The organism is Halobellus ordinarius (genome assembly GCF_031823395.1).
Taxonomy (GTDB): Archaea; Halobacteriota; Halobacteria; order Halobacteriales; family Haloferacaceae; genus Haloquadratum; species Haloquadratum ordinarius.
The window spans coordinates 90,142-103,415 of sequence record NZ_JAVQKJ010000002.1 but is presented as its reverse complement, the minus strand read 5'-3'; the positions used below and the strand labels follow the sequence as shown (position 1 = coordinate 103,415).

Sequence of the window (13,274 nt, the reverse complement as noted above, 5' to 3'; positions counted from 1 at the left end):
CTCCCGCTGATGTGCCCTCCAGAACCCGACTCGTCTTCGAAACGCAGACTCGCACGATACACTCCGGACCGCCGACGATGGCGGTACGCGCTCGCTGGCCTCAGTGCCGTCGCCGCACCCATCCTGTTCTATTACACCGTGCGGCTCGTATCGAGTACGTGGAGCGGGACCCTGCCGAGCCTCCTGGTGCTCGTCGGATCAGTGCTGACGCTGGCGGCTGCGGCTCTGGCTCCGACGCTTTTGCTCGCCCCGGGCGGCGGCGAGACACGGAGCCGGTCCGATCACGAGAGGGATGCAGTTGCCGAACTCAAACACCAGTACGCGTCGGGGGCCGTCTCCGAGGCTGAGTTCGAACGTCGGCTAGAAACGTTGATCGACCCGCCGTCGGACGAGGACGAGCGGGAAACTGGGACCGGGGTCGACCAGGAGACGGCTCCGATGTCGACCGGGATCGAATCCGAATTGGCCGGACGTCGAGAGGGGGATTGATTTTCTCCCCGCGCTGCAGTGCGAGGCTTTCTCCTCGCCTTTGTGTAACCCGGCAGTAGTGGCCTAGTCGCTCTGGATGCGCGGCGCGAGCATATACGTGACGTTGCCCTGTCCTTCGGCGACCGCGTAGTGGATCTTCACCGGGAACTCCTCGCCGAGTTCGACGGTGACCTCGGCGTCCTTCGGGATCGCCTTGTTCATATCCTTCAGGTAGTCCAGGGAGAAAAGCGAGTCCGCCACGCCGGCGGTCAGGTCGATGAGGTCGTCGACGTCCAGCTGGAAGTCGACGTCGTCGGTGTCGCCCTCGGCCTGGATGTGGAACGCCTCCGCGTCGGGATCGACGCGGAGCCGGACGTGGTCGGAGACCATATCCGCGGCCTTGATCCCCCGATCCAGCTGTGCGCCCTCCATCACGATCTCCGAGGACAGATCCAGATCGGGGATGTCGGGCTCCTGGCGGATCGAGTCGGGATCGATGAGCGCCAGCGTCGAGGAGAGGCCGTCCATCCGAATCGAAAGCTTCCGGGTCTCCTCGTCGAGTTCCAGTTCAACGAGTTCGTCGCCGCTTGCCATCCCGACGAAGTCCTCGAGTTTCGAGAGGTTGACGCCGATGACGCCCCCGTCGGCCTCGTAGGACTCGAAGGCGGCGGCAGCGAGCGAGAGATCCACCATCCCGACGTTCGCGGGATCGACGGCGCGGATTGACAGTTCGTCCTCGTTCAGCCGGATCTTACACTCGTCTACCAGCACGCTCACCGAGTCGAGCGCGTCCTGCAATGTCGACGCGCCCACGATGGCCTTGAACATATGGACAGTGGTACGACAGCCGTCTTAAAAATACTCCTGATCCGGCGACGGAACGTCGGCGCTGGGGGTGGCCTTCTCGGTCGTCTCCGCGACCGGTCAGTGATAGCAGAGGGACCGACCCGAGTCAGCTGATTCGGCCAGAGCAACCGTTGCAGAAGTTTTGCGCCCGTCTGTTCTCTGCACTACGGTAGCATCTGCCGAGAGAGCAGCGGCTGACAGAGATGATCAGGGGATCGCACCGGATGCGTCCCCCGGAAAGGGCATCAGTCGCGGAACTCGTCGTTCCGCTAAGTTAGATGACGCGGTTCTGGAGGTAATCCAGGTGTTTCGCGTTGTAGACGATCTTCACTTCGTCGGCGGCCGGCGACCCGATGCAGGTCAGCCGGACGTCCTTCTCTTCGACCTCCTCGTCGGAGAGGATCTGCTGCATATCCATGTCGATGTCTCCCTCCCTGACGATGGCCGCACAGTTCGCACAGGCGCCGGCACGGCACGAGAAGGGCCAGTCGTAGCCCTGCGCCTCGGCGGCTTCGAGGATGTACTCTCCCTGGTTGACTTCGAGGGAGCCATAGTCCTCGGCGTCGAGTCCGGCGTCGGCGGCCTTCTCGAAGAGGTCGTCCTCGTCCATATCCCAGCCGTTGTCGTCCAGCACTTCGTAGTTGAGGTATTCTACAGTAGGCATCACCCGGCAGTTCGTAAGCCACCCCATTAGACTTTGCTGTTCGGACGTCGAGCGGTCGGTGGTCCGGGCGAGAAAGCGGCGTCTGCTCGGGGGGAGTAGATATCGATCCTCGATTTTCCGCGGTTCCGACAGGTTGGGTCGCGGCGTGCTCACCCCGGCGCGACGTCCGCAGTTCCTCTCTGCGTCCTCACTCCGTTGCGGCTTCGATCGCCTGCTCTAAGTCGGCGATGATGTCGCCGACGTCCTCGATCCCGACCGAGAGTCGGACCATATCCGGTGTCACGCCCGCAGCGGCCTGTTCTTCCTCGGTCAGTTGCTGGTGGGTCGTCGATGCGGGGTGGATCACGAGCGTCTTCGCGTCGCCGACGTTCGCAAGCAGCGAGGCGAGTTCGACGTTGTTGACGGTGTCGCGGGCGGCTTCGTAGCCGGCTTCCAGGCCGAACGTGATCATCCCGCCGTAGCCGCCCTCGAGGTACTCGGAGGCCTCTTCGTGGGTCTCGTGGCTCTCCAGGCCGGGGTAGTTGACCCACGAGACCGCCTCGTGGTCTTCGAGGAACTCGGCGACGGCCATCGCGTTCTCACAGTGCCGGTCCATCCGCATCGGCAGCGACTCCAGTTTTTCGAGCGTGTTCCACGCGTCGAAGGGGGACTGCGCGTTCCCGAGGTCGCGCAGGCCGCGAGCGATCGCCGCGTACGTGAACGCGGCGTCGCCGAACCGCTCCGCGAAGTTGACGCCGTGGTAGGCGGGGTTCGAGGCGCCGATCTCGGGGTACTTCTCGGCGTGGTCGGCCCACGGGAACGTCCCGCCGTCGACGAGGATCCCGCCGATGGTGGTGCCCGCGCCGTGGATCCACTTCGTCGTCGAGTCCCACACCAGGTCCGCGCCGTGCTCGATCGGGCGGCAGAGATACGGCGTCGCGAAGGTGTTGTCGACGAAAAGCGGGACGTTGTGGTCGTGGGCGATGTCGGCGATCCGCTCGATATCTGGCGTCACGAGCGCCGGGTTACCGATCGTCTCCAGGTGGACGTAGGCGGTGTCCTCGTCGATGGCCTCCGCGTAGGCGTCGTAATCGAGCGTGTCGACGAACTTCGTCGTGATACCGCGCCGTTCGACAGTGTGGGTGAAGTACGTGTAGGTGCCGCCGTACAGCGACGCCGCGGTGACGATGTTGTCGCCCGCCTCCGCGAGCAGGAACGTCGCGAGATCGAGCGCCGCCATCCCGGAGGCGGTTGCCGCGGCCCCGACGCCGCCTTCGAGCGACGCCAACCGCTCCTGAAGGGTCGCGACGGTCGGGTTCATCAGCCGGCTGTAGATGAACCCCTCTTTTTCGAGCGCGAACTGCCCGGCGGCGTCCTCGGCGTCGTCGAAGACGTAGGAGGTGGTCTGATAGATCGGCTGGGCGCGAGCGCCGGTGGCTGGATCGGGCTCCTGGCCGGCGTGGAGGCTTCGCGTCGTGAATCCCTGCGGTGTCTCGTCGTCAGACATACCTGCCCCTTCTCGGAGGGGGCGCCTAACCGCCGTGGCGTGTGCAAATTACGCCGCTACCTGCGACGCAGGCCGTCGATCGGCCCGCCGTCCGGGTTCGAGATCCGCCGATCGGTCTCACACTCCGCTCAGGCCCGAGATCCGCCGATCGGTCTCACACTCCGCTCAGGCCCGAGATCTGCCGATCGACGCACCCGCCAGAAGCGCGGCCGCCGCGACGGCGCCCATTCCGAGCACACTCACGGTCGCGGGCGTGTCGACCACGACCAGAACGACCGCGGCAACGAGCGCGGCCCCGCCGACGGAGACCGCGATCGATCGCCCCCGGTCGACGAGGACGGCGACGCCCGCGAGGAGGAGGCCGACGCTGACGGCGCCGGCGACGGTCCCGACGTCGCCGCGGGCGAACAGTTCGACGCCGCGGAAAGCAGCGGTCGGGGCACGCAGGCCCGCCCACGCGAGAACGCCGCCGGCGACGGCGACGAGGAGACCGATCAGGCGTGCGGCGAGTTCGACGGGAGACATATCTACGGGGACAGCGCGGACCGAAAAGTGCGTTCGGGTTCGGCGCTCGGCAGCAACGACGTCATAATGATTACTCTCGTCTCGTACTGATTACTCGCTGAACAGCGAGGCGTGGACGGGCGCGAAGTCGCCGCCGTCGTCGGCGCCCTCGTCGGTATCGTGGACGGCGCGGCCCGCAACCCCCTCGGCGAGGAAGTCCCGGATCGGCGGCCCGACCTTCTCGGGTTCCACGAGGAAGGCGTCGTGGCCGTGATCGGACTCGATGACGTGGTGCGCGACCGGAATCCCCGTCTCGCGGAACGCCGCCGCCAGCGTCTCGGACTGCTCGACCGTGAAGTGCCAGTCGCCGGTAAAGGAGAGCAGAAGCGTCTCGCCCTCGAAGGCGGCGACGGCGTGGGCGTCGTCCTCGTGGCCCTCCGCGAGGTCGTAGTCGTCCATCGCGCGGGTGAGATACAGATAGGAGTTTGCGTCGAAGCGGTCGACGAACTTCTCGGCCTGGTAGTCGAGGTACGACTCGACGTCCCGGTACGGGAAGAAGGCCGCCGCGGGGTCTGCCGGGAAGGAATCCCGCTGGGCGTCGCGGCCCGCGGCGCGGCGGCCGAACTTCTGGTCCATCGACGACTTCGAGAGGTACATCACGTGGCCGATCTGTCTGGCGAGCGCGAGGCCGTCTTTCGGATGCTCGCCGCCGTAGTAGTCGCCGCCGTTCCAGTTCGGATCGGTCGTGATCGCGCGGCGGGCGATAGCGTCGAGCGCGAGACACTGGGCGTCGAGCCGTGCCGCGGCCGCCACGGAGATGACGTACCGGACGTCGTCGGGGTAGCGCTTCGCCCAGTCGAGAGCGTTCATCCCGCCGACGCTGCCGCCGATCACGGCGTGGAGGCGACCGACGCCGAGTTCGTCGAGCAGGAGCCGCTGGGAGCGGGTCCAGTCGTCGACTGTCACGGGCGGGAAGTCGGTGCCGTACACCTCGCCCTCGGGATCCTCGGAGGCGGGGCCGGTGGTTCCGTAACACGATCCGGGGGCGTTCGCGCAGACGACGTAGTACTCGTTCGTGTCGATTGCCTTCCCGGGCCCGACGATGTCGTTCCACCACGCGCGCGCCTGGCCAGTCGTCTCCTGTCCGTAGCCCGCGACGTTCTGGCTGCCGGTGAGCGCGTGGCAGACCAACACCGCGTTATCGCCGTCGAACTCCCCGTAGGACTCGTAGGCGACTTCGAGGTTCTCGATCTCGTCGCCGGAGGCGAAGTCGAACCGGCCGAGGTCGACGGTGCCGCTGTCGGTCTTCATTCGTCGGTCACCTCCCCCTCGGACGACATATCGGTGTCGGATGACGTCGCGGCGTCGGACGACGCCTCCCCGGTGGACGACCCTTCCACGTCCCGCGTCGCCGTTCGGATCGCCCGGTCCAGGTCGGCGATCACGTCGTCGACGTCCTCGATGCCGACCGAGAGGCGGACCATCTCGGGAGAGAGCCCCGCGGCGCGCTGTTCCTCCTCGGATAGCTGGGCGTGCGTCGTCGACGCAGGGTGGATCAGGAGCGTCTTCGCGTCCCCGATGTTGGCGAGGAAGGACGCGAGGTCGGTCGCCTCGCAGGTCCGCTTTGCCGCCTCGAAGCCCGCTTCGAGACCGAAGGTGACCATCCCGCCGTATTCGTCGGCCTCGTCGTCGCCGAGATACCGGCTCGCCGTCTCGTGCGTTGGGTGATCCGGAAAGCCGGGATAGGACACCCACGCGACGTCCTCGTGATCGCGGAGGAACGTGGCGACCGCCCGGGCGTTCTCGCAGTGGCGGGCCATCCGCAGCGGGAGTGTCTCCAGCCCCTGGATCGTCTGCCAGGCGTCGAAGGGCGACTGCTGGTTACCGAGCGTCCGGAGCGCCCGCTGGCGGACGACGTTGGCGAACGCCGCGTCGCCGTAGCGCTCCACGAATTCGACCCCGAACGCCGGATTCTCCCCGGAGAGTTCGTCGTAGTCGGCGTGCTCCCAGGGGAACGTGCCGCCGTCGACGAGGATGCCGCCGATGGTGGTCCCCGAGCCGTGGATCCACTTCGTCGTCGACTCCCAGACGATGTCGGCGCCGTGCTCCAGCGGGCGGCAGAGATACGGCGTCGCGAAGGTGTTGTCGACGACGAGCGGGGCTGCGGCGTCGTGGGCGACCTCCGCGAGACGCTCGAAGTCGGGCGTCTTCAGCGAGGGGTTCGCGATGGTCTCGACGTGGACGAAGGCGGTGTCCTCGTCGATTTCCTCGGCGTAGGCGTCGTAATCGAGGGTATCCACCACCCGGACGTCGACGCCGCGGCGCGTCGCCATCTTCGTGAGGTACGTCGCCGTCCCGCCGTACATGTCCGCGGAGGCGACGACGTTGTCGCCCGCGGAGGCGAGAATGCTGGTCGCCGAGTCGAGCGCGGCCATCCCCGAAGCGGTTGCGACGGCCGCGACGCCGCCTTCCAGCGCCGCCAGCCGGTGTTCGAGGATCCGCGTGGTCGGATTCGAGATCCGCGAGTAGACGTCGCCCTCGGCCGCGAGCGCATACAGGTCCGCGGCGTGGTCGGCGTCCTCGAACGCGTAAGACGTGGTCTGGTAGATCGGCGGCGCGCGAGCGCCCGTCGCGGAGTCCGGCTCCTGGCCGGCGTGCAGACTCCGGGTGTGGAACCCATCGACCATACTATGTATATTACGCATATTCTCTCTCAGACTTATAACCAGCGGTTACGGTCGGTGGTGTGAATTCGTCACGTACTGCGACGGATTGCCTCCGCGTCACAGCCAAGAATTGATAAATGTACACACACAACTGTGTATTGGTATGGCGACGAAGACGATCTCTCTCGATGAGAAAGCCTACGAGCGGCTGAAGGCTCACAAAAGGGAGGGAGAAAGCTTCAGCGATGTCGTAAAACGACTCGCTGGCGAGCGATCGTGGAGTGAAGTGGCCGGTATACTCAGTCCCGACGAAGCCGAGGCCCTCGGAGAGACTGTGAAAGAAGGCCGGTCTCGGTCACGGGCACGAAGTGATCGACTTGCCGACGAACTCGACGCTGCAAGCGATCGCGACGGGTCGAAATGATACAGGACACATCATTCATTATAGATGTGCTCCGTGGCGACGAGGGTGCCCAAGCGCTTCTCGACGTGATCGAATCGGAATCTCGTCCTGAAAAAGTCGCGTCGATCACGGTCTTCGAGCTGTACGAAGGAGTGGCGAGATCTGGGGCGTCGACGTCAACTCAGGATCGGATCATCAACGTCCTCGAATCCAAACACATCGTACCGGCCGGCAACGAGGTAATGCGGAAGGCAGGGAAACTCTCGGGCCAACTCATCACTGAAGGACAACGGATCGAACGGGAAGACTGTATCATCGCCGCGACTGGACTGCTACACGATGAGGCGGTTGTCACAGGGAATGCCGATCACTTCCGACGGATCGACGGCCTCGACGTCCGAACGTACTGACCGAGAGAAAACCGGCTAACGTTCGATCCGCGTTCTCCCGCTTCAAACTGATTCCTCTCCTCACGTACCGCCGAGCGCCACGCCGTTGACGGGACTCGGCGGTAAAAAGTGAGCATAATCAGTATCAGTCGTCCGCGGAGGCCGTCTCGGCGACGTCGAGTTCCTCGCGGGCGGCGTCCAGTCCGGCCTCGACGTCGACGGTGACGCCCGCGTCGGCCATCGCTTCGCCGACGGTCCGGACGCCGCGCAGGATCGCATCGTCCGGCAGGCCGCCCATATTGCTCACGCGAAAGATCGTCCCGCCGAGATGGGCCTGCCCGCCCGAGATGCTGACGTTCCGGGCGTCGACGCCGTCGAAGAAGGCGTCGGCGTCGTCGCCTGCGACCGCGTCCGGCAGCGACACGGCAGTCACGGTGTTCGAGAGCACAGTGGCGTCATCGGCGTTCGCAAACAGATCCAGTCCCATCTCAGTGAATCCGGCGCGGAAGGCGGCAGCCTGGCGACGGTGACGGATGATCCGCTCGGGCATCGTCTCGGCGACGATGTCCTCGACGGCCACCGCCATCGCGCGGAACAGCGGGACCGCGCTCGTGAAGGGGGTCTGGTGGGACTCGGCCTTCCGGAGGTGCCACTCGAGGTCCTCGTAGAACGGCGCGGATTCGCCGTCGAGGTCGTCGACGACCTCCTCGGTGACGTACATCGCGCTGATTCCGGGCGGCGCCGCCAGCGCCTTCTGGGCGTCGGTGATCGCGACGTCGACGTTCCAGGGGTCCAGACAGAACACGTCGCCGCCGATCGAGGTGACCCCGTCGACGACGAACCGGGCGTCGTGGTCCTCAGCGATCCGACCGACGCCAGCGACGGGGTTGAGCAGGCCGGTGCTGGTCTCGTTGTGGACCATAGTCACCAGATCCGTCTCGTCGGTGACGGCGGCGGCGACGTCCGCCAGCGGGATCGACTCGCCCCACGGGACCTCCACGCGAGTCACGTCGGCGTAGCGCTCGGCGATCCGAGCGAACCGGCGGCCGAACTTCCCGTTGACGAGCGAGACGACGTGGTCGCCCGCGTTACCGGACTGCGTCCGGTCGCTCGCGGGACTCCGTCCCGCGCTGCCGACGAGGTTGGCGACCGCCGCCTCCATCCCCATCGAGGCCGTGCCGTTGAGGAGCAGCGACGTCCCGCCGCCGTCGGTCGCCGTGTCCGTGCCGTCGAGGGTCGACTGCTCGAAGACGTAGTCGAGACCGTCCTGTGCACGCTCGTAGACTGCCTCGAACGCCGCCGAGCGGTGAGAGACCATCGGCTCGTCCATCGCTGCCGACACCTCGTCGGTGATGGGCACCGGGCCCGGGTTGAGCAGCAGGAAGTCCTCTTCCATACGCGGCGATTGCGGCGCGCGGGCATAAGCGGTGCGGGTTTCGCCCGGCACCGGCCGCCTCGAGGGTCAGTAACACGGATTCGAGTTCACGTGTCGCCGCCGGATGGTCGCACTCGGTCCGGCGGGCGAGGGCCGGTGATGATGACGAAGCACCTAACTCCGTGCCGGCCGACCGCCCGGTAGAATGACCGACGAGACGCCGTCGGGGGACGCCGGGGGCGGCCGCGACGAGGGAGCCTCGAACCCGGGCGTAGAGACGGAATCGGCTCCGGATTCGGGCTCGGCAGCCGACGCCGACGTCGAGCCGGTGTACGCGGAGTCGGACAACCCCTACCTTCAGGATCCGGACACGGACTTCGCGCCGATCGACGACCTGAGCCGGGAGGAGGCGGAGTCGCAGGCGGCGAGGCTGCGGGCGGCGATCCGCGAACACGACCACCGGTACTACGTGCAGGCGGATCCGATGATCTCCGATCGGGCGTACGACGACCTGTTTGCTCGACTGGAAGCCGTAGAGGAGGCGTTCGACCTCGACAGCGAGACGAGTCCGACCCGGCGCGTCGGCGGCGAGCCGCTTTCCGAACTCGACACCGTCGAACACGTCGCGCCGATGCTCTCGATCGACCAGTCGACGGAGGCTGCGGACCTCCGGGAGTTCGACCGTCGCGTGCGGGAGGCCGTGGGCGACGTCGACTACGCCTGCGAACCGAAGTTCGACGGCCTCTCGATCGAAGTGGTCTACCAGGACGGCGAGTACGTCCGCGCGGCCACGCGCGGCGACGGCGAGTACGGCGACGATGTGACGGCACAGGTGCGGACGATCCGCTCGATCCCGCTGACGCTCCGCGGCGACTATCCCGACACCCTGGCGGTTCGCGGGGAGGTGTTCTTCCCGCGGGACGCGTTTCAGGAACACAACCGCGAGCGGGTCGAACGCGGCGAGGAGCCGTTCGCGAACCCCCGGAACGCCGCCGCGGGCACGCTCCGACAGCTCGACCCCGCGGTCGTCGCCGACCGCCCCCTCGACTGCTTCGTCTACGACGTGTTAGACGCGAGCGACGTGCCGCCGACCCAGCGGGCGACCCTCGACCGCCTCCGCGAGTGGGGGCTGCCCGTGAACGACCGCGTGGACGTCGTCGGCGACGTCGAGGCCGCGATCGACTTCCGCGACGACCTGCTTGCAGCGCGGGACGCTTTGAACTACGAGATCGACGGCACCGTCATCAAGGTCGACGACCGCGACGACCGCGAGGAACTGGGTGCCACCAGCCGGGCCGTCCGCTGGGCCTTCGCCTACAAGTTCCCGCCGCGGACGGAGGTGACGCGGGTGACCGACATCGTCGTCCAGGTCGGCCGCACCGGCCGGCTCACGCCGGTCGCGCTGTTGGATCCCGTCGACGTCGGCGGCGTGACCGTCTCCCGGGCGTCGCTGCACAACCCCGATGAGATCGAGCGCCTCGGCGTCGACGTCGGCGACGAGGTGCGCGTCCGCCGCGCGGGCGACGTCATTCCCGAAGTCGCCGAGGTGATCGAAAAGCGCGCCGAGGGGACCTTTGACTTCCCCGAGACCTGCCCGGTCTGCGGGAGTTCCGTCGAGCGCGACGGCCCGCTGGCGTTCTGTACGGGCGGGCTCACCTGCGACGCGCAGCTCGTCCGTGCGATCGTCCACTACGGCAGCCGGGGGGCGCTCGACATCGACGGGCTGGGCGAAGAGCGCGTCGAACAGCTCGTCGACGCCGGCGTCGTCTCGACGCTACCGGATCTCTACCGGCTCTCGATCGAGGAGCTCGCCGATCTGGAGGGATGGGGCGAAACGAGCGCGCGGAACCTCGTCGACGCCGTCGATGCCACGCGGTCGCCGCCGCTTTCGGAGTTTCTTGTGGGTCTCGGGATCCCCGAAGTCGGGGAGAGCACGGCCCGGAACCTCGCGCGGGCGTTCGGCGCCCTCGATGCGGTGATGGACGCGACAGAGGACGAACTCCAGGCTGTCGACGACGTCGGGCCGACGGTCGCAGCGCTGATCCGGGAGTTCTTCGAGAACGAGGACAACCGCGCCGTCATCGAGGAACTCCGCGAAGTCGGCGTCGAGCCCGAGCCCGTCGAGACGCCCGACGAGGGCGCGGCACTCGACGGACTCACGTTCGTCTTCACCGGCTCCCTGTCGGCGACGCGGGCGACAGCGCAAGACCTGGTCGAGCGGCACGGCGCGACGGCGACCGGGAGCGTCTCCGGCAACACCGACTACCTCGTCGTCGGCGAGGATCCGGGGCGGACGAAGCGCGAGGACGCCGAGGACAACGACGTTCCGACGCTGGAGGAAGCGGCGTTCGCCGACCTGCTCGCGGAGCGTGGAATCGCGTATCCGTCCGAGGAGTAGTCCACCACTGCAGCAAACCGGTCGACGGCGACACTCATTCGTCCGCGAACGCGACGTCGGTGATCTCGAACCGCGCGCCGCCCTCGGTGCCGTCGGTGACGTCGATCGCCCACCCGTGCGCCTCGATCACCTGCTTGACGATGCTCAGTCCGAATCCCGTCCCGTCCGGACTGGTGGAGAAGCCCGCATCGAAGATGTTGTCGCGGTCGGAGGCAGGAATCCCCGGGCCGTCGTCCTCGATGTAGAATCCGTCGTCGAGTTCGCCGACCGTCACGGTCACGTCCGCGCGGCCGTGGTCGATGCTGTTGCGGAAGACGTTCTCGAACACCTGTTTCAGTCGCGTCTCGTCGCCGTCGACTGCGCGGTCGATGTCGATGTCGAGGGTCGCATCGGCCGTATCGACGTTCCCCCAGCAGCCGTTCAAGAGTGACTTCAGATCCACGACGTCGGTTTCGGTCGCCGCCTCGCTCGCGCGGGCGAGACGGAGGAGGTCGTCGATCAGCGCTTCCATCCGATCGTGGGCCGAGGCGACGACGTCGAGGTGATCGTCGTCGTACGTCTCGCGTACCAGTTCCAGGTGGCCCTGCGCCACGTTCAGCGGATTCCGGAGGTCGTGGGAGACGACGCTCGTGAACTCGTCGAGGCGTTCGTTCTTCCGTTTGAGCTCCGTCACCTGCTGTTCGTTCGTGATGTCGAGAAACAGCGCGTGGGTGCCGACGATCTCACCCTCCGGGTTTCGCCGCGGCGACGCACGCAGGATGGTGAGTATCTCCTCGTCGTTGCGAGTGAGAAGCGTCCGCTGTTCGCGGACGAACTCCCCGGTGAGCGCGCGCTGGTAGCCCTTCTCGAGGAGCCGATTGGTCGACTCCTCGGTGTAATACCGCGCCAGCGGTGTCCCGCGGAGTTCCGCCCGCTCGTAGCCGAGCCGTTCGGCGAAGGATCGGTTACAGTCGTCGATGATCGGTTCGCCGTCGACCGATCGGGTGAAGACGACCATCACCGGCGCCTCCTCGAACAGGACGCGGTACTGGTCGGTGTACTGTTGCTGGAGTTCGATCCGGTGGTAGGCGTGACCGATCGTCGCGCCGAGCGTCGAGAGTAGCTGCCGTTCGTGATCGTCGAAGACGTGCGTGCGGTCGGCGTAAACGTTCAGGACGCCGTAGAGGATATCATCGTGGATCAGCGGGACCGCGGCGCTCGCCCTGTAGCCTCGTTCGAGCGCCTCCTCCCGCCACGGTTCGTAATCCGGATCCTCGTGGATGTCCTGCATCACCGACAGTTCGCGGGTTCGGACGGCCTCGCCGGTGGGGCCGCGGGCCGTCGCCGCCTCGTCGGTCGTGATCTCGATGACGTCGGGATAGTCCTCCCCGACACCTGCGGCCGTCCGCCGCTCGACAGTCCGGGCATCGGGGTTGTGGTCGCCGATCCAGGCGAACCGGTACGGCTCCGCGCCGCTGATGATCTCACAGACGCGCTCGTCGATCTCCTGCTGGGTTGTCGCCCGGACGAGTGCGCGGTTGATCCGGCGGACGACCCTGTTGATCCGGAGCTGTTCGGTGACGCGCTGACTGTCCCGGTGGCCTTCGACGGCGTTCCGGATCCGGTTTGCCAGCAGCGCATACTGGTCAGCGCCGACTCCCTTCTGGAGGTAGTCGGTTACGCCCGCGGAGATTGCGTCGCTTGCGACTTCCTCGGATCCCTTCCCCGTGTAGAGAATGAACGGCAGGTCCGGTTGGTCCTCGCGGACGGCCTCCAGGAAGTCGAGGCCGGACCGGCCGGGCATCTCGTAATCGGAGACGATACAGTCGATGCTCCGCTCGGCGGCGATCGCAAGCCCTTCGTCGGTGCTTGCGGCGGTCTGCACCTCGATTCGCTCGTCCTCGCGTTCGAGCAACGTCGCGGTCAACTCGCCGACCGACGAGTCGTCGTCCACGTGGAGGACGCGAATCGCTTCGGCCATACCGGGTGAACGGACCGGGTAATTAAATTGCTATGGTAATGGTCCCCTACCGAACGTGAGCGGCGATACCGTGCCCGGACCGACCCTACCGAACGTGAACGACCCTACTGTCCGG

12 protein-coding genes are annotated in these 13,274 nt (G+C 66.6%); 4 read left to right on the top strand and 8 right to left on the bottom strand.

Going from position 1 to position 13,274, the window contains the following annotated elements:
* The first annotated feature begins 9 nt into the window (after nucleotides 1-9).
* Entirely contained in the window at nucleotides 10-489 is a 480-nt protein-coding gene (locus RJT48_RS00790; protein WP_311170326.1) for an SHOCT domain-containing protein, read from the top strand.
* Nucleotides 490-552: 63 nt separating this feature from the next.
* On the opposite strand, the gene RJT48_RS00785 is transcribed toward RJT48_RS00790, so the two are convergent.
* From RJT48_RS00785 to RJT48_RS00760, 6 genes are all read right to left on the bottom strand, one after another.
* Nucleotides 553-1,296, bottom strand: a complete 744-nt coding sequence (locus tag RJT48_RS00785; protein ID WP_311170325.1) for a DNA polymerase sliding clamp — start codon at nucleotides 1,294-1,296, stop codon at nucleotides 553-555.
* Nucleotides 1,297-1,588: 292 nt separating this feature from the next.
* Entirely contained in the window at nucleotides 1,589-1,978 is a 390-nt protein-coding gene (fer, locus tag RJT48_RS00780; protein WP_311170324.1) for a ferredoxin Fer, read from the bottom strand.
* 187 nt (nucleotides 1,979-2,165) lie between these two features.
* The gene (locus RJT48_RS00775) at nucleotides 2,166-3,464 is read right to left on the bottom strand and encodes an O-acetylhomoserine aminocarboxypropyltransferase/cysteine synthase family protein (protein ID WP_311170323.1); all 1,299 of its coding nucleotides are present in this window, start codon (nucleotides 3,462-3,464) and stop codon (nucleotides 2,166-2,168) included.
* A 165-nt stretch (nucleotides 3,465-3,629) separates the two neighbouring features.
* Complete coding sequence (locus RJT48_RS00770) at nucleotides 3,630-3,989, bottom strand: hypothetical protein (RefSeq protein ID WP_311170322.1); 360 nt, start codon at nucleotides 3,987-3,989, stop codon at nucleotides 3,630-3,632.
* 90 nt (nucleotides 3,990-4,079) lie between these two features.
* Nucleotides 4,080-5,279, bottom strand: coding sequence for a homoserine O-acetyltransferase MetX (metX, locus tag RJT48_RS00765; protein WP_311170321.1), 1,200 nt, complete (start codon nucleotides 5,277-5,279; stop codon nucleotides 4,080-4,082).
* Complete coding sequence (locus tag RJT48_RS00760; RefSeq protein ID WP_311170320.1) at nucleotides 5,276-6,655, bottom strand: O-acetylhomoserine aminocarboxypropyltransferase/cysteine synthase family protein; 1,380 nt, start codon at nucleotides 6,653-6,655, stop codon at nucleotides 5,276-5,278. Before RJT48_RS00760 ends, metX begins: the two co-directional genes overlap by 4 nt.
* A 142-nt stretch (nucleotides 6,656-6,797) precedes the next feature.
* Here RJT48_RS00760 and RJT48_RS00755 point away from each other — a divergent pair, with 142 nt between their 5' ends.
* Together RJT48_RS00755 and RJT48_RS00750 are read left to right on the top strand one after the other, a co-directional pair.
* Nucleotides 6,798-7,058, top strand: a complete 261-nt coding sequence (locus RJT48_RS00755; RefSeq protein WP_311170319.1) for an antitoxin VapB family protein — start codon at nucleotides 6,798-6,800, stop codon at nucleotides 7,056-7,058.
* Nucleotides 7,055-7,447 (top strand): type II toxin-antitoxin system VapC family toxin, encoded by a 393-nt coding sequence (locus RJT48_RS00750; RefSeq protein WP_311170318.1) that lies wholly within the window; start codon nucleotides 7,055-7,057, stop codon nucleotides 7,445-7,447. Before RJT48_RS00755 ends, RJT48_RS00750 begins: the two co-directional genes overlap by 4 nt.
* A 124-nt stretch (nucleotides 7,448-7,571) precedes the next feature.
* On the opposite strand, the gene RJT48_RS00745 is transcribed toward RJT48_RS00750, so the two are convergent.
* Nucleotides 7,572-8,822 carry a pyridoxal-phosphate-dependent aminotransferase family protein gene (locus tag RJT48_RS00745; RefSeq protein ID WP_311170317.1) on the bottom strand — a complete coding sequence of 417 codons (1,251 nt, stop codon included), beginning with the start codon at nucleotides 8,820-8,822 and terminating at the stop codon, nucleotides 7,572-7,574.
* Nucleotides 8,823-9,006: 184 nt separating this feature from the next.
* Here RJT48_RS00745 and ligA point away from each other — a divergent pair, with 184 nt between their 5' ends.
* Nucleotides 9,007-11,199: an NAD-dependent DNA ligase LigA gene (gene ligA / locus RJT48_RS00740; protein ID WP_311170316.1), complete on the top strand. Its 2,193-nt coding sequence runs from the start codon at nucleotides 9,007-9,009 to the stop codon at nucleotides 11,197-11,199.
* 34 nt (nucleotides 11,200-11,233) lie between these two features.
* On the opposite strand, the gene RJT48_RS00735 is transcribed toward ligA, so the two are convergent.
* Entirely contained in the window at nucleotides 11,234-13,159 is a 1,926-nt protein-coding gene (locus RJT48_RS00735) for a hybrid sensor histidine kinase/response regulator (protein WP_311170315.1), read from the bottom strand.
* Between the last annotated feature and the right edge of the window lie 115 nt (nucleotides 13,160-13,274).